The organism is Lysinibacillus mangiferihumi, from assembly GCF_003049665.1.
Taxonomy (GTDB): Bacteria; Bacillota; Bacilli; order Bacillales_A; family Planococcaceae; genus Lysinibacillus; species Lysinibacillus mangiferihumi.
Genome location: NZ_PYWM01000031.1, coordinates 1 through 17,994, shown reverse-complemented (window position 1 = coordinate 17,994; position 17,994 = coordinate 1). Strand labels below are relative to the sequence as shown.

Annotated in this window: 12 protein-coding genes and 1 pseudogene; 3 read left to right on the top strand and 10 right to left on the bottom strand. The window is 37.4% G+C overall.

Features of this window, described 5'->3' with window-relative positions; all coding sequences use genetic code 11:
* Nucleotides 1–65: 65 nt before the first annotated feature.
* From C9J37_RS22085 to C9J37_RS22075, 3 genes are read right to left on the bottom strand one after another with little or no spacing between them, the layout of a single operon-like run.
* Nucleotides 66–854, bottom strand: a complete 789-nt coding sequence (locus C9J37_RS22085) for an ABC transporter ATP-binding protein (RefSeq protein ID WP_107897100.1) — start codon at nt 852–854, stop codon at nt 66–68.
* Nucleotides 841–1,869, bottom strand: coding sequence for a FecCD family ABC transporter permease (locus C9J37_RS22080; RefSeq protein ID WP_107897099.1), 1,029 nt, complete (start codon nt 1,867–1,869; stop codon nt 841–843). Before C9J37_RS22080 ends, C9J37_RS22085 begins: the two co-directional genes overlap by 14 nt.
* Before the next feature lie 23 nt (nt 1,870–1,892).
* Nucleotides 1,893–2,864 (bottom strand): ABC transporter substrate-binding protein, encoded by a 972-nt coding sequence (locus C9J37_RS22075; RefSeq protein ID WP_107897098.1) that lies wholly within the window; start codon nt 2,862–2,864, stop codon nt 1,893–1,895.
* A 207-nt stretch (nt 2,865–3,071) separates the two neighbouring features.
* On the opposite strand from C9J37_RS22075, the gene C9J37_RS22070 reads away from it, so the two are divergent.
* Nucleotides 3,072–3,398, top strand: coding sequence for an antibiotic biosynthesis monooxygenase (locus tag C9J37_RS22070; protein WP_107897097.1), 327 nt, complete (start codon nt 3,072–3,074; stop codon nt 3,396–3,398).
* A gap of 194 nt (nt 3,399–3,592) precedes the next feature.
* Here C9J37_RS22070 and C9J37_RS22065 read toward each other — a convergent pair whose 3' ends face one another.
* The 4 genes from C9J37_RS22065 to isdC all read right to left on the bottom strand — a co-directional run bounded on the left by C9J37_RS22065 (nt 3,593) and on the right by isdC (nt 9,897).
* Nucleotides 3,593–6,967: an NEAT domain-containing protein gene (locus C9J37_RS22065; RefSeq protein ID WP_107897096.1), complete on the bottom strand. Its 3,375-nt coding sequence runs from the start codon at nt 6,965–6,967 to the stop codon at nt 3,593–3,595.
* A gap of 307 nt (nt 6,968–7,274) precedes the next feature.
* Entirely contained in the window at nt 7,275–8,243 is a 969-nt protein-coding gene (locus C9J37_RS22060) for a FecCD family ABC transporter permease (RefSeq protein WP_107897095.1), read from the bottom strand.
* Between the two features lie 21 nt (nt 8,244–8,264).
* Nucleotides 8,265–9,164, bottom strand: coding sequence for a heme ABC transporter substrate-binding protein IsdE (isdE, locus tag C9J37_RS22055; RefSeq protein ID WP_107897130.1), 900 nt, complete (start codon nt 9,162–9,164; stop codon nt 8,265–8,267).
* Between the two features lie 106 nt (nt 9,165–9,270).
* Complete coding sequence (gene isdC / locus C9J37_RS22050; RefSeq protein ID WP_107897094.1) at nt 9,271–9,897, bottom strand: heme uptake protein IsdC; 627 nt, start codon at nt 9,895–9,897, stop codon at nt 9,271–9,273.
* A 372-nt stretch (nt 9,898–10,269) separates the two neighbouring features.
* Between isdC and C9J37_RS29760 the strand changes: the two genes are divergently transcribed.
* Both C9J37_RS29760 and C9J37_RS28485 read left to right on the top strand, forming a co-directional pair.
* Entirely contained in the window at nt 10,270–10,404 is a 135-nt protein-coding gene (locus C9J37_RS29760; RefSeq protein ID WP_107897093.1) for a helix-turn-helix domain-containing protein, read from the top strand.
* A 194-nt stretch (nt 10,405–10,598) separates the two neighbouring features.
* Nucleotides 10,599–10,754 (top strand): annotated as a pseudogene (locus C9J37_RS28485) (IS3 family transposase); the annotation flags it as partial.
* A 200-nt stretch (nt 10,755–10,954) separates the two neighbouring features.
* Here C9J37_RS28485 and C9J37_RS22040 read toward each other — a convergent pair.
* From C9J37_RS22040 to C9J37_RS22030, 3 genes are all read right to left on the bottom strand, one after another.
* Nucleotides 10,955–12,649, bottom strand: coding sequence for an FAD-dependent oxidoreductase (locus tag C9J37_RS22040; RefSeq protein WP_107897092.1), 1,695 nt, complete (start codon nt 12,647–12,649; stop codon nt 10,955–10,957).
* Between the two features lie 306 nt (nt 12,650–12,955).
* On the bottom strand, nt 12,956–16,393 hold the full coding sequence (locus C9J37_RS22035; RefSeq protein WP_167397393.1) for a cadherin-like beta sandwich domain-containing protein: 3,438 nt from the start codon (nt 16,391–16,393) through the stop codon (nt 12,956–12,958).
* 283 nt (nt 16,394–16,676) lie between these two features.
* Nucleotides 16,677–17,994: InlB B-repeat-containing protein (locus C9J37_RS22030; protein ID WP_107897090.1), on the bottom strand; the 1,318-nt coding region annotated here is incomplete at its 5' end.

The following is a 17,994-nucleotide window of genomic DNA, read 5'->3' as shown; positions in this document are numbered from 1 at the left end:
TACTTGCAGTTGCCATTGCAAAAAAAGGGTTTTTAACAAACTTCCTGTGACCGCCGAAGCTAACATTATTTACAAGGACTTGCGCTCAATTTTATAGGGGTAAAGATTGGATTGCCACCTTGCATATAAATTTCAGCATCAATTTCAAAAATTGATTGGAACATTTCTTTACATACCACACAATGTGGAGAACCATCATAGTGTATTTTCCCTTTCTTTAGTACAATTAGACGTTCGCTATTTTGTGCAGCTTGGTTAATATCATGTAACACCATAATCACTGTCATCTTGTATTTATGATTTAACTCTTTTACGAGCTCCATCACTTCTAATTGGTGCGCAATATCAAGGTATGTTGTTGGTTCATCGAGCAACAACACTTTGGGATGCTGTGCGACAGTCATTGCAATCCAAGCGCGTTGGCGTTCTCCTCCAGACATCGATGGTAATACTCGATTTTGCAAGTGTTTCAAGCCAGTTACGTCAATTGCCCAATCGACAATTTCTATATCCTTTTTTGTCAGGACCGCTTTCCCTCCGCTATGCGGATGACGCCCAAACTCTACTAGCTCACGCACAGTTAAATCTAATTGATGACTATTCATTTGTGGAAGCATCGTTAATGTTTTAGCCACTTCTTTAGACTTCATTTCATGAATGTTTTGCTCATTTAAATATACGGTACCACTATTCGGTTTTAAAAGACGTGATATTACACGTAATAATGTTGATTTTCCCGAGCCATTTGGTCCTATTAAACTAACAACTTCCCCTTCATTGATTTTCAAGTTAATATCATCTAACTGAAAATTGGTGAACTCATGTTGATAATGAATGTGCTCAGTTCGTAGCAATGGAATTCCCCTTTCTATGAATTAAATAGAGGAAATACGGTCCTCCGATGAATGCTAGTAAAATGCCAACAGGAACCTCAATCGGATCAAATATTGTTCTCGCAATTGTATCGGCGAAGACAACTAGTAAGCCTCCAGCCAATGCTGATGCAGGTATTAAATACTTATGATCTCCACCGATGATTAAACGTAAAATATGCGGTACAACTAAGCCAACAAATCCAACTAATCCAGCAACGCTTACAGCAATCCCTGCTAATAATGTACTCAAGACAATTAAAAAAAATCGACTGCGTTCCACATTGTGTCCTAAAAGGCTTGCCATTTCATCTCCAAGACGCATGATGCGAATATGTTTGATCGCTATAATAGATAAGAAAATTGCTACAATGACGTAGTAAATAATCATCTTAAACTGTACCCAACCAACACCAATTAAACCGCCTGACAACCATGGCAATACAGATTGCACACGATCGCTATACAAAATCATCAGTGCATTTGTCCCCGCACCACATAGTGCATTAATGGCTACCCCTACTAAAATAATACGCATCGGGGATGTACCACCTTTTTTCACCGATAATGAATAGACTATCATTGCGGCTACAAATGCACCTACAAAAGCGGCAATAGGTAAATAGATAATATAGCCTGGAAAGACAACCATAATTGCTACTGCCATAATGCCAGCGCCAGAAGTAATACCAATAACTCCTGGATCAGCTAATGGATTTTGCATGACACCTTGTAAAATCGAACCTGCAATAGCTAAACAAACGCCAATAATAATACCCGTCAGTATACGTGGCATCCGAATTTCCCATACGATTCGTCGTGCCATTGTATCTTCTGAACTAAAAATCCCACTAAACACTTCACTTACTGAAAACGAAACTTGGCCTAACATAAGACTACCGACACTTACGATAACTAACAATATCGGTAACACCATCAGCACCATTCTTCGTTTTCTAGCAAGAGGGTGTGCATATTTTTCCTCTTCTACTATCATAGTAATTTCCCCACTATAAAAGATTATTTAACCGCTTCTTCAGCTGTCTTTAAAACACCACGCATATAATCAATGGCTTCTACGACTTCTGTGCCAGGGTTGTCAAATACTTCTGATGGTAAAATGATGATTTGATTATTCTTTACTGCATCTAAATTTTTCCACGCTGCATTTTCTTTTAATTGTTTTTCAAAACCTTCTTTTACTGAAGCAGGATTCGCGTGTGTAATCAGCATGATTACTTTTGGATTACGCTCCACGATTTTCTCAACACTTAAATTCGCGTAACTAGGATATTTATCTGTCGCTGGCAAATCAGCTGCGATATTTTTTCCACCCGCTTTATTTAAAATGTCACCATATAACGAATTATCAAGCGCGGCTAAATATGTACCTGGTGCTCCATAAACGATAAGAGCATCTAACTTTGATTGTGCAGCGCTTTCTGCAATTTTCTCATCAATTTGAGCAACTAATTTTTCTGCTGCTGCTGTGTTATTAAATAACATTCCATACTTTTCAATCGTATTTTTTATATCATCAACCGAATTCATCGTTGAGTAGACAACTTTCGTACCTGTTGCTTCTACCGTTGTAGCAAACTGCTGAAAGCTTGGTGGTACAATAAGCACCTCCGCATTCAATGCAGCAATTTGCTCAAACGACGGTTCATGCGGGTTGCCTATTTCTTGTATAGCTGCTACATCTGCTCCTATATCATAAGAAATCGTTGGTCGACCCGTAACATTTGCTCCTAACGCTAACAAAATATCCATTACTCCGCTATGTAACGTTGCAACCGAATTAGGCGTTGCTTCAAACTCATGCTTATTTCCTAAGTCATCAATTAATGTTATCGCTCCTGACGATTGTACTTGTTGCTCAGTTTCTACTTTGTCTGCTGAAGCATTAACATCCTCTGTTTTGCTTTTCTCACCACATGCTGCTAATGATAAAGCTAACGCACAAATTAATAAAAATGTAAACTTTTTCATTTTACTATCATCCTTTCTTTTATTTTTAAACGTAATTGATAATCATTCTCATGTGATTGTTAATGATTCTATTTTAAATAATAATAATTGTCAACAAACGTTTTTATGGTTTTTTTTTAATTTTTAATTGCATATCCAATTAATGCATGTTTTAATTGATAATGAGAATCGATATCAATTAAAAATAACATAAAGGAGTCAATAAATATGATTACAGTTACTAACCGTTTTTTAGTAAAAAAAGGTTTTGCTCATAAAATGGCACCACTATTTACAACTGATAAAACTTTATTGAACTGGGAAGGATTTCATAAAGTTGAAGTGAACATATGCTCAGAACCAGAAGATCACGATGAAATGAATGTAATGATGTTTTGGGATACAATCGAGCAATTTGAAGCATGGCGCGAATCTGATGACTTTATAAAATTACACCGCCGTGAAAGGATTGGTAACAAAGAAAACAGCGAGTCATCTCCAATCATAAGTAACCGAGTTGTTATTTCCGAAATTGCTGCTTCTTTAGTAAAATAAACTTTTGAAGATGTTCCAACGAATCATTAAAAAGTGTAAAAAAATGCAATTCGAATTTAACTTGAATTGCATTTTTTTCACTTTTGGATGAGGCAACAGGTTTGTCGGAATGACTCGAGCTATCACCTCATCCACTTTTAATCAGCGTTTAAGGGATAGTATTAGCAACTTACTTTATTTTTGAATGAATTAAATTAAATTAAATTTACTAATTGTAATGATCGTTTCAAAATCTCCGCCATTTGAGCACGTGTTAAATTGCTTTGTGGGTATAAGTAGCCTTTCGATCCTGTCATAATGTCCTGTGCTTGTAATTCTGATACGGCTTGCTTTGCATAGTCAAATACTTCATTAGCATCCTTAAATGATAAAGCATTTGCAGCAACTGTTGCTTTATAGCCTTTGTATTCAAGCATACGCATGATCATTACCGCCGCTTGCTGACGGGTAATGCTTGCATTTGGATTAAATGTTGTTGCATTAACACCTTTCACAATGCCGACCTCTGCAAGTGCTTGTACTTCTTTTTGATACCACTTACCTTTAACATCTGTAAAGGCAGTTTCTTTATTTGAGTGAAGTTTAAGCGCTCGGGCCATCATCACTGCTAATTGAGCACGCGTTATATTTCGATTTGGACTAAATGTTGTAGCTGTTGTTCCAGTTGTAATACCAGCAGCGTATAAAGCTAATATTTCATCCTTACTAAAGACAGTTTCGATATCTGTAAAAGGATTTTTAACAACGTTATTAGCGTTATTTTTATCTTCTTCTTCGATTTTTGTTTCTTCGTCTACAGCTGGTACATTAAACGTAAAGAATAATGTATATGCCCCATAACCTAAGCTGCCTGAATCAACAAATATTTTTGTAACGCCATTGCTATCTTGAACGAATGGTAGACGTATAACGCGTACTTGATCTAATTTTTCACCTTTAGAACTAATTATCTCAATATTTTGTTTCTTACCATCTGCATCAATATAAGCAATGGTTTCAAAGCCATACGCCTTACCGATTAGTGTCATTTCAATATAACGTTTACCGTCAATTGTAACTAATTCTGCCTTCGTAAAGTATGGTGCTAAATAGTTTGTAATAAAATCAGGTATTTTACCATTTGGATCAGCTTCCATTTTATACGTAATTGGCTGACGAGTAATCTTTTCATTTGTTGTCGGTGTAGGTGTAGTCGTAGTAGCTGTTACATTTGTAGAAATGGTCTTATCAGTCGTTACTGCTTCAAAAACAAGATTATCTAGTGTTTCAACTTCAAACGAAAGTGCTGCTGTTTTTACCTGTGCAACAGATGCTAAAGTTGCAACTGTGTTAGACCATTTGGCAATTTCTTTATCATTTTGTTTCACAATAAATTGCCGTAAATTTTTCCCAGCATTTAATGAAAGCGTAACTTTATATTTGTTATCTTCAAATACTGTCTTTGCTTTTTGAAGGAATGCAGCGATCTCTTTTGCATTCTGCGCAAATTCAAAACGTACTGCTCCCTCTTGCATAAATTCCCCTTTAGTTCCTTCATTCTTCGTTCCCTTATTCGGTACTTCTTTATTCGGTGTTTTGCCGCTATTAATAGGGCCATCTGTAATCGGGAATGTTGTACTATCACTTATTTTAGACAATGAAGCTTCATTAAATTGTAAAAAAATATTATAGTCATGATGATAGTTGATATCGTCAATATCTACTTTTACCCATGCATTATGACGCTCAGCTAAACTTGGTATTGAAAATTGAACGACTCGCTCATCATTGACGTCGCTAATCGTAGTTGGTGTTACACCGTTTACTGTAAACCCAGTAATCCATGAACTATTTTTTAAAGTTAATTGAACTTGGTAGGAAGAACCATCTCTCACGACATACGCCGGTTTAATTACATACTGGTCCATCATTGAAGTACCAGAACCTTCCCCCCTAATAAACGTATAGTCCACTGTATACAGCCCACTTGTTGATTGCGTTGGACCACCACTCGTACCTCCACCAGTAATCGGCAATAATGAAATATCAGTAGTTTTCGATACAGGTGTTCCATCTTTCGTTGTTGCAATTACATTTGCCGAAATTGTTTTTTCAGTCGTTACCGCTTCAAAAACAAGGTAATCTAGCGTTTCAGCATCAAATGATAGAGATGCTGTTTTTTGCATTGCTACAGGTGCTAGTGACGCCATTTTGTTAGACCATTTCGCAAGTTCTTTTCCATTTTGTTTTACCGTAAATTCTTGTAATTTATTTTGTGTATTTAACGAAAGGGTAATTTTATATTTGCTATTTTCAAATACTGTATTAGCTGAATGTAGAAATGTCGTTATTTCTTGTGCATTTTGCGAAAACACAAATTGAACTAATCCTTCTTGTTTAAAGTTTGCTATTGTTCCGTCAACCATTGTGCCGCTATTAGTTGATTGTTCAGCTTTTTCAGTGTTAGAATTGTTATTGCCAGCGGTATTTGATTGATTATTGTTCTGCCCAGAACCTGATTCATTGCCGTTGGTATTTCCTTTTGAATTCCCTTTTTCTTGATTAGCCATTCCACCCTTGTCTTCTACTGCTGTACCACCAGTGGATGGAACTTTTCCTGTCTTCTCTTCATCTTTATTTTGTTCTTGTGTTTCTGGTTTCTTTGGGGCTTCTTCACAAACGCGTTTAGTCTCTGTAACATTCGAGAATTCTAGGTAAACAGTATACTTTTTATTATTGTAATTGAAAGCCGGAACGTGAACATGAACCCACGCCTCTATTGTTTCATCGTATCGATCAATGACGAATGTGTATATTTCATTGCCCGCCTTGTCTTTCGTTGTTTCAATTGCATCTTTTAATGCGCCACCTGACTTCACTTTAAAACCTTTATACCATTCTACAAAGTTTTTCGGCACCGTAATTGCAACCCTATATGGATCATCTTTTTGTTGTTGAATCGTAACTTCCTTTAAAATATAGCCATTCATTACTGAATCTTTTGTTTGAGTTTCATCCCGAACATTAAGACTCGCTGAATAGTCAATTGTACAGCTAGCATCGGTACTCTCCTTTGCCTGTACTTCTGGTTTCTTTGGTGCTTCTTCACAAACACGCTTAGTCTCTGTAACATTCGAGAATTCTAGGTAAACAGTATACTTTTTATTATTGTAGTTGAAAGCCGGAACGTGAACATGAACCCACGCCTCTATTGTTTCATCGTATCGATCAATGACGAATGTGTATATTTCATTGCCCGCCTTGTCTTTCGTTGTTTCAATTGCATCTTTTAATGCGCCACCTGACTTCACTTTAAAACCTTTATACCATTCTACAAAGTTTTTCGGCACCGTAATTGCAACCCTATATGGATCATCTTTTTGTTGTTGAATCGTAACTTCCTTTAAAATATAGCCATTCATTACTGAATCTTTTGTTTGAGTTTCATCCCGAACATTAAGACTCGCTGAATAGTCAATTGTACAGCTAGCATCGGTACTCTCCTTTGCCTGTACTTCCATGCCAAAGCTCGGTAATATGGCACCTAGCATCAGCACTACCATTGCTACATATTGTAAAAATTTCTTCATTACTCTGACCTCCTGAAAATTTAATTCGTTTAAATGACAAGAAATTCAGAATCTCCAAATAGCTGTTACTACCCCCTTTTACTATTAAAAGCTTTCACTAATACTATCCTTAAACTTTAAATGACAATCATTCTCAATTGCAATCGAAAGAAAACATCTATTTATGACATGGATGTTTTTAAGTAACTAACTCCCTATAATTGATAATGATTCTCATTCATCTTTAATTATATCCCTCCCATTATTATTGTCAAGAAAGTTAAAATACGTTGTGAGAAACTAAAAAATGTTGTTAACTCACCTCTATTTACTTATCTTTGCGAATTAAGAAGATTAAGAAAGGCCCACCGATAATCGCCATTATTGTTGATGCTGGAATTTCTAATGGCGCAACTAAAATTCTACCTAGCGTATCGGCTGTCAAAATCAGCAAGGCACCCGCTAGTGCTGAAAATGGAATTAACCATTTATGGTCTGAGCCTACTAATCTTCTTGAAATATGCGGTATCAATAACCCAACAAATGCAATTACGCCTGCTGTAGCAGTTGAAATCGCTGCTAGTAATACGGCTGTTGCTGCAATAATTAGTCGTGCACGTGTTACATTAAAACCTAAGCTTTTTGCCGTTTTGTCTTGCAAAGTCAATAAATTGCACCACGAAGCTAAGAGGAAAGAAATAATTAAACCGATTGCACCGTAAAATGTTATTAGACTTACATTACTCCAAGTACGCATGGACAAATTAGAGCCCCCTACACCACCGACCATAATATTCATATAGCTACATAGTGTAACAAATGCTTCGGTTAGACCAGTAAACATCGCATTAATTGCAATACCTACTAAAATAATTTTCAAAGGATTTAAGCCCGACTTCCATGACAACGTAAATACTAAAAAACAAGCAAATGCTCCTCCCAAAAAAGCCAATAATGGCGTAAAGAAAAACAGCATTGGAAATAATGTAATGACTAATAATTGGACAAATGATGCGCCTGCTGAAATGCCAATTACACCGGCATCCGCTAATGGATTACGCATAACCGCCTGTAATAATACGCCTGCAACTGATAATGCCGCACCTGCAAATAATGCGACGATGATTCTTGGGAAGCGTAAATCTTTAATAACTGTGTAATCTGGATTTTCTTCACCCAAAAAAGCTCTAATAAAATCCAGCATATTCATTTTAATAGAGCCTGTAATCGCCGAATAGATAATCACACCTAAAAGTAAAATACTTACAACTATAAAACTACTAATTTTTTTATTCATCTGAGCACTCTACATTTCCCATTATGGATACATAATGTCAATAAGTTCTTCTAGTGCTTGAGGCACTGCAAGCGTTGCAGTTGTTCCAAATACAGGCTCTTCTAAATCATACACTCTGCCATTTTTCACAGCGTCAAAATGCTTCCAAATATCATTCGTTGCAAATTCCTCATTAAACATTTCCACTACTTGGTCGGGTATCCCATGTGCCAGACGTAAAATAATATCTGGATTGCTTTGTTGTAAAAATTCCGTATTGGATGGTAAAAACTCGGGCTCTTGACCACTCATGACATTTTGACCCCCAGCCATTCGCACTAAGTCCCCAATATAAGAATTTTCTGTTGCTACCAAATAGCTCCCTGGTATTCCTAGCAAAATTAAAACTTTAGGTGATTCGTTTAATTCTACTTTCATTCGAAGGGCTGAAATCTTTCCTTCAAGCTCCGACACTAGCTTAGTTGCTTCTGCAGTACGGTCATATTTTTCACCAATTTCTAAAATAGCCGCTTTCATATTATCAATACTTTGTAAATTGACATATGAAGCATTAATACCGACTTCCTCAAATGTATTTTTTAAATCTGCTTCCAATGTTGTTACAGAAAATACCTCTGTTGGATTCAGAGATTTTACAATTTCCATATCCGGCGACATCGGATTACCGATTTCCGGTAAACCCTCGTATCGTTCTGGCAAATCATACATAGTTGTAGGAACCGCAATTGCCTCAAGATTCAGAGCATCTAATATATGTGTGACTGCAACTGTCATTGGAATAATTCGATTTTGATTTTCTTCTTGAACGACTGTATTGCTTTCATTATTCACTTCTTCGGCTTGATTTTTCTTTTCCGTAGTTGAAGTACTACATGCTGAAAGAATGATTATCATACTAAAAAGCCCTACTATATATAGCATTCGATGAAATGCTTTCGTATTTTTTATCTTCGCCATGTCCACTCACTCCTTTTAAAAAGCACCCTACCCTACTTAAAATGAGTAGAGTAGGGTGCTTTGCAATACATCAAATGATTTTTTCTTCCTTCGATCGTTTCCTTAAATTAAATAATAGAATTCCACTTAAACAGAACAACAATAGTATGCTAAATGGAAAAATATCATTTGTTTGAGGATTTGTCACCCTTTCTTGAGATGACGAAGTATTTATGACACCACTATTATTTGTTGTATCCTTGTTGTTACTATTTTGTACCACAGCACTTGCCACCGCACTACCATCTTCGTTTTTCAATGAAGATGCATCCCATACAAAATCTACTGTGTATTCATGATGATAATTTAAGTCATCAATATCGACCTTCATCGTAATAGGCGTCGGCGTTGTATAGGAAGGAAGTGCAAATTCAACGATACGTGTATCCTCTGCCTTATTTTCGCTAATTACTTTATTACCGCCTGTACTAGATTCAAATTTCGTTATCCACGAACTTTTTTTCATCTTCAGCTGTAATACCTGAGAGCCATTTTTCACAATAAGTGTACCAGGCTTCAAAAAATAATCATTTGCGATGGAAGCAGATGAAGAATTCGGTTTATTCACTTGATAGTTGATTGTGTATTTCCCATCTACAAGTGCAGCAGATACATCGTTAGTTGGTGTAATTAAAATTCCAAACAAGGCTACCAACATGGACACTAAAAATAACTTTTTGATAGTAAAACCCCCTTGTAATTAGTAATTATCAACACCTTGTGAATAAAAAGGGATATTAAAAAATACCCCTTTATTATTCTGCGTGTTCGATATACCTAAACAACAATGATAATGATAATCATTATCATTGTTGTTATGTCTAAATGATATTATGCATAAATTAACTTGTCAATATAAAAATACTTTGCTTTTTCATACCTCTAAATTGCAAGCTGGATTTCCGCTCAATGCAATTGTAAGTAATATAGAATAAAACGGTTGCCAAGAAAGTTCTCCTCTGGCTACCGTTTCTATTTTAATGCACTATTTTCTTGTAAAATATACAGCTACTTGTAGAACAATCAGTGGTTGTGTATAAAGGACATTTGTATACACTTAGGGATTGCACGATCTACCTACTATCGTTGGAAACAGGCATTCTACAGTTGCAAATTCGCGTCAAGCAACAGAGAGACGTATTGGAGAACTTTATTGTGCCCATAAATTTCGCTATGGCTACCGAAAAATCACAGCTCTCTTACGTTAAGAAATGCGGGTCAATCATAAAGTCATTCAGCGTATCATTCCAAAATATGGTTTGCAATGTCGCTGAAAATGAAAAAATGGTAATGAACAGGACAACCTTACGCTACCGCAGCGAATATATTCAATCGTAATTTTTAAGCAACCACAAAGCAAAAGGCATTACCATGAGCATATCCCGTAAAGGAACGCCCGCTGATAATGCCCCAATCGAATCGTTTCATTCTGTATTAAAGTCTGAAACGTTCTACTTAGACAATTTGCGAAATACTACGACAGCCATCGTAGAACAAACCGTCAAAGACTATATAAGTTATTAAACTATAACCGAATCCAAACGAAACAACCAGCCGCCGGTTCAATGCCGACAACTGGTTGGGTGATGATTTTTTGATTGCTGTCTTATATACAGGGGTCAGTCCCGATAGTAAGTAGTTCTTTTTTATCCAGCTGCACAATCAAAGTGTCGTCCAATGTTTCGCAAAGCCCTATGTCTTACTTGTACAATCTGCTATTTAAAATTATATTGTGTAACAATTGGCTCACGGTTTAGTTGTTGATCTTTAAAATACTCATACAAGCTAATTCCTAAAAATGAGCCCGAGATATTGTAAACTTGATTATAACCATTATGCTCTAGCACCATTACCGCATTGTAACTACGTTGTGCAGAACGACAATGGACATAGACAGGTACGTCCTTTGGAATTTCATGCATACGCTCACGTAATTGACTTAATGGAATATTTTTTGCACCCTTGATTGCACCATTTGCAAATTCATTAGGCTCGCGTACATCAATTATGACTGCGCCTGACTCGACTAATTGGCGTACTTCACTGACACGCACTTGCTTAAAACGACCTGCCATAATATTTGTTGCGACAAGAGCCGCTAAATTGACCACATCTTTCGCGGTTGAAAACATTGGTGAATATGAAAGCTCTAGCTCCTTTAAATCCTCAATTGTCCCATTCATTGTCATTAATGTCGCAATGACATCGATTCGTTTATCTGCATTCCCCTTACCAATCGCCTGTGCGCCAACAATTCGTCCGGTTGGTACTTCATAAATTAATTTAAAATGAAGTGGATTACTTGTAGGCATCAGTCCAACTTTATCTGGCGCAATGATATACACGGCATCAACTGGTAACCCCATTTGCTTTGCTGTACGCTCATTTAATCCTGTTGCAGCTGCTGCATAATCAAAAACTTGAATACTCGATGAGCCTATAACACCTTTATTAGCCGAAGTTATCCCATATATATGATCCGCAGCTGCACGAGCTTGCTTTTGTGCAGGCCCAGCTAATGCTAAACGAGTCGCTTTATTCATCAAGCGATGATACACTTCTATGGCATCTCCAATAGCATAAATGCTCGGGTCATTCGTTTGAAAATTTTGATTTACTTTAATGGCACCAGTTGCACCAATCTCTAGTCCTGCCTCTACTGCTAATGTTGTTTCTGGACGAACGCCAATCGCTAAAACAACAATGTCAGCATCCATTGTTTTTCCTGAATTTAATGTAATGGAGTCTGTCGTAATTTCTGCTAAGCCATCCCCTACAATCAAGTTCACACCATGATCTAATAACTCTTTGTGTAAAATTTGAACCATATCTTCATCAAATGGTGTTAAAATTTGTGGGGCAAATTCCACTAAAGTAACACCGCGTCCAGCTAAGCGGAGGTTTTCAGCTACCTCTACACCAATAAATCCGCCACCAATAACTGCGATATTTTGAGCATCTTTTTTAACAATTGCTTGTTGTAATTGTTCAATATCTACTACATTTCGCACAGTGAACACATGTGGTAAATCCGTACCTTGAAGATTTGGAACAATCGGGCTAGCTCCTGGTGATAAAATTAACTCATCATATACTTCTGTTGATAGCTCTCCTGTTTGTGTACTTCTAATCGTTACTGACTTTTCATGACGATTAATGGCAATCACTTCACTATTTACACGTGCATCAATTTTATATTTTGATTCAAAGGACTCTGGTGTCATCATTAATAAACGCTTACTATCTTCCACAACACCGCTTAAATAAAATGGTAAAGAACAATTTGAAAACGATACATGTGGCCCTTTTTCAAACATGACAATTTCAGCTTGCTCGTCTAAACGTCTAATTCTCGCCGCAGCAGAAGCGCCTCCAGCAACTCCACCAATAATAATAATCTTCTTCATCAAAATCCCCTCCCAAAAATATGTAGAATACAATAATACATGTAATTGATTAGCACTTTCACAATACACTATATACCCACAGGGGTATATAGTCAACTAAAAATTTACCAAATTAAAGGAGCATTAGAAAAACTTTCGATTTTGCTTCACAAAAGCAACATCACTAATTTCATCATGCAAGTCATATAAAGTGACAATAAGTTGCTTCTTTACATACTTTAAAACGCTAAACTTATCGCTAGCCCCTCCCACAAACAGAAATACTCAAAGGGCGTAAAGCACTGGAAATGCTTCACGCCCTTAAAAAATCTATTGCTGCATCGCTCGATATAAAAAAGCTGCTAATTGTGCTCTTGTCACAGAAGCTTCTAGTCGGAACTCACCATTATCTCCCAATGCAATTCCTGCTCGTTCCAGTGCCCCGATATACTCCGCACTCCAATGACTGCTATCTACATCCGTAAATGAACTTGTAGTTTGTGGTTGGAGCTGTAATGTATTCGCTAATATTTTCGCCAATTGGGCACGTGTAAGTTGATCAGTTGGATGAAAGGCCCCGTCTACCCCGTCTATAATACCCGCCTGCTGTAAGATCGTAATCTCATGATAATACGGATGATGTGGTGCTACATCTGTGAAAGCTATTGTTGGACGACTCGCCTCAAATGTAAACGCACGTGTCAAGAGAACAGCTACATGCTGGCGGCTTATCGTCTCATTTGGACGGAAAGTACCATCCTTATAACCTGTAATTATCCCTTGCGTTGCCAATGCCTCAATTATTTCCTGTGCCCAATGGTTTTCAATATCTTGGAAAGTCACGATTGGCGGCAATGGCTGTGGTGTTTTGGGTGCCTGTGAATCTTTTGGCGCTTCTGCTTCTTCCACTGGTAAGGCTGTCCATTTCGCATAGAGTGTGAAACTTTCTTTCACCAGCATCCCTTTATCCCACGGTTTCGTTAATTCCTTATCTTGATACCAACCAGCAAAACGGTAACCTTCTCTTGTCGGTATAGGTAAATTACTTAGTTTAGTGTTATAAATTACCTCCATAGGTTCTATGACTGTTCCTCCATTTGTATGAAATATAATATTCACAGGTGTTGATGGAGAATAATCATTGTCGTTTACTGGCTCTTGTATAGGTGCTGAACTCGGTGTTGGTTCATTACTATATACAACCTGCTCAACCGTGATTTGAGCTGTTGCTGTCCTACTACCGTCTATTGTTGTTACTATAATATCTGCTACTCCTGCCGATTTTGGTGTGACCATTCCATTTTGATCTACAGTAGCAACAGTTGGGTTATTACTTCTCCAACTCACATTCTGATTACCTGCATTTGCTGGAAATATCGTTGCAGTCAATGCTACTGGGCTACCACCTAACTGTAATTGTAAATTTGTTGGCTGTACTATTACACTTGTAACCGGGATAGAAGGTTCTTGTACAAGCAATGTATAGACACCCTGTTCACCGTTTTGAGCTGTAACAATAATGGGAATAGTCATTGTCTCTCCGGCTATTATAGTAATTGTATCAGTTGTAGTGGTTTTCCCATTAATCATCACACTTGCATCAACATTCGTTGGTAGTGCAGTCACTTGTATAGTTGAAGTAGCAAGATCTGGCTGAATTGTATATCTATTTATAGTTGGCTGGAAGCTTGGATTTAATATGCCTTGATCTACTGTTAAGGTTTGCAATGTCACATCGCTAGATGGTGCGCGTGCTACTGTCAGAGTATATGTTTTTTGGGTTTTACCGTCTGGGGCTGTGACGACAATGGATACCGTTTTTGCTTGCCCTACTAACAGTTCTATTGAATCCAATGCTGTATGTTTGCCATTAATGGTCACACTTGCTTCGCTATTTGTAGTAACGGCTTCCACATCAAGCATTGTCACATTATGTTCTACTTGTAATGTATAATTTTCTTCGTCGGCTTTAAAGACAGGACTTAGAATACCCTCGCTTACAGATAATTTCTGTAATGTCGCATCCTCTGACAATGCTCTCGTAACCGTCAATGTATATGTTTTTTGTGTTTTGCCATCTTGTGCTGTCACCACTATTGGAATTGTTGTTGGTTGTCCTGCCACCAATGCTATTGTTTCGGATGTTGTAACATTACCATTAATGGTCATACTTGCTTGGCTGTCCGTCGTACTAGCGGCAATATCTAGTGTTGTAACATCATTCCCTACTTGTACCATGTAGTTTTCTTCGTTTGCTGAGAAGGCAGGATTTAATGTACCTTCGCTTACAGTTAAATTCTTTAATGTCGCATCCTCTGACAATACTCTTGTAACCGTCAATGTGTATGTTTTTTGTGTTTTGCCATCTTGTGCTGTCACCACTATTGGAATTGTTGTTTCTCCCACAACTAGCTCTACTGTTTCTGATGATGTTTTATTATTCACCGCTACCTTCGCTCCATCGTTTGTTGGAGAAGCTGTAATTTGAATTGATGAAACAGCATGTTCTACCTGTACTGTATACATTTCTTGATTTGCCGAAAATGCTGGACTTAATGTACCATGATTTATAGTCAAGGCTTTTAAGCTAGCATCGGTCGATGTTAATCTTACTACAGTAAGTGTGTATGTTTTTTTAGTACGACCATCTTGAGCTGTTACAACAATTGGAATTATATTACTACCAACATCAAGATTGGTCTGATAACTCAAAGTGCCAGTAGATGATAGTTTTCCTTCTATATTAATTGCGGCCAGGGGATCTAAAGCTGTCGCTGTGATAGTTAACATAGAAACATCATTACCTACAGTTACTTGATTGTTCGATGAAAGTGGGATTGTAAATGTACCTATCTTTAGACTACTTAAATTTGCATCGGAGGGTAAAGGAGTCATTTTTTGTACACGTTGATTTAACGCTTCCCCCTCTATGACGTATAAATTCCCTGCTGTATCTATTGCTAATTGGCTAGGAAATATAAATTTACCATCTAATGAACTTTCAGCACCCCATTGAGCTAGATACTCTCCATCTGATGTAAACTTTTGTATTCTCCCATTATTCTTATCAGCAACATAAATATTCCCATTAGGATCTACTGCTATTCCTTCAGGTAAATTAAAGTTATTTTTCCACCCATAAGATAAATCTGTGCCATCCGAACGTAGCTTTTTAACACTATAGGGAAATGTATTCGTAATATACATATTTCCTGCCTTATCAAGTGCAATGTCAGCAGGATAACCCATTTGCCCAAACTGAGTTATATATGTTCCATCTGCAGCAAATTTTTGTATACGATTGTTTACAGAGTCCGCTACATAGACATTCCCCGTATCATCTATCGCAATGCCTCGCGGATATTTAAATTGTCCATTACCAGTGCCCTCGCTCCCCCACTGTTTTATCAATGTGCCACCTGAGTTCAATTTGTAAATGATATGTTCTATTCTACTTGATACATAGATATTACCAGAGGCATCTACTGCAATTCCTCCTAGTTGTTTGCCTGGATCACCAGTACAAAAACTTATAAGCTTTGTTCCATCCGCTTTAAATTTTCTTACACAAGTACTACCCGAATCTAAAACATAAATATTTCCATACTTATCTACTTCTATTCCCCCAGATATTCGAAGACCAGAAGTTTGTAATGTTAGTGGTTTAAACTTTCCAAGCTCCGAAGCCTCTACAGAAGATAAGGTTATTAGGAAAAAGTGTATAGCTATATATAGAAGTGCGAAAAATCTCAATTTTTTGAAACTCACCCTCATCAGCTCCTGAATTTTATTATTTAAAAATATATAATCTAAATTATTCATCGATGCTCGCAAAACCTAAAGAAAAGCTGACAATGAATAGTTATTTATGATTCATCCTTGTCAGCTTTTCAGAGTAACCCTTCTCGTGTTAGCTCTATAATGTTCTTTAGAAATAATATCACTATCTATTTTTCCTTATATTATTTGAAAGTAATATTAATCTATAAAAATCTTACTCTATTCCGTTATAACCGAATGAAGCTATTCTTTTGCTTACGTCCTAGAAGATCTATTGCTGCATCGCTCGATATAAAAAAGCTGCTAATTGTGCTCTTGTCACAGAAGCTTCTGGTCGGAACTCACCATTATCTCCCAATGCAATTCCTGCTCGTTCCAGTGCCCCTATATACCCCGCACTCCAATGACTGCTATCTACATCCGTAAATGAACTTGTAGTTTGTGGTTGGAGCTGTAATGTATTCGCTAATATTTTCGCCAATTGGGCACGTGTAAGATGGTCAGTTGGATGAAAGGCCCCGTCTACCCCGTCTATAATACCCGCCTGCTGTAAGATCGTAATCTCATGATAATACGGATGATGCGGTGCTACATCTGTGAAAGCTATTGTTGGACGACTTGGCTCAAATGTAAACGCACGTGTCAAGAGAACAGCTACATGTTGGCGGCTTATCGTCTCATTTGGACGGAAAGTACCATCCTTATAACCTGTAATTATCCCTTGCGTTGCCAATGCCTCAATTATTTCCTGTGCCCAATGGTTTTCAATATCTAGGAAAGTCACGATTGGCGGCAATGGCTGAGGTGTTTTGGGTGGCTGTGAATCTATCGCTTCTTCCTCTGGTAAGGCTGTCCATTTCGCATAGAGTGTGAAACTTTCTTTCACCTGCATCCCTTTATCCCACAGTTTCGTTAATTCCTTATCTTGATACCAACCAGCAAAACGGTAACCTTCTCTTGTCGGTATAGGTAAGTCGCTGACTGTTGTATTATAGGCAATCTCTATGTCCTTTAAAGATAACCCTCCATTTGTCTCGAGGGATATTTGAATGAATCTTGATGGATTAGCTTGAATAGTCCCTTCCGATGCGGATGGACCCGTGACATTACCTTCACTTGGTGTAGATGGATTCGATGCCCACTGAGCATACAATATGACATCAACTTTCCCCATTTGGAAGATTGCATTTGCGGCATAGGATATTCCTTTTCCATCTGCTTGTGTATTCCAACCTGCAAATATATAGCCCGTTCTTACTAGCTGTCCACTATTTCCTTGAACTGTTACTGTTTTATTTTCTTCATACTGGGTACTATCCTGTGGTACAGTGCCACTTGTTGCGCCGTTTGCATGATAGGTTACGGTATACGTTGGCGTATTAGGTTTCGTCCATTGTGCATATAGAATCACATCTGCTGTACCTATTTGGAAAGTTTCATTTGCATTATACGCCGTGCCTTGTCCATCTGCTTGTGTATTCCAACCTGCAAATATATAGCCCGTTCTTACTAGCTGTCCACTATTTCCTTGAACTGTTACTGTTTTATTTTCTTCATACTGGGTACTATCCTGTGGTACAGTGCCACTT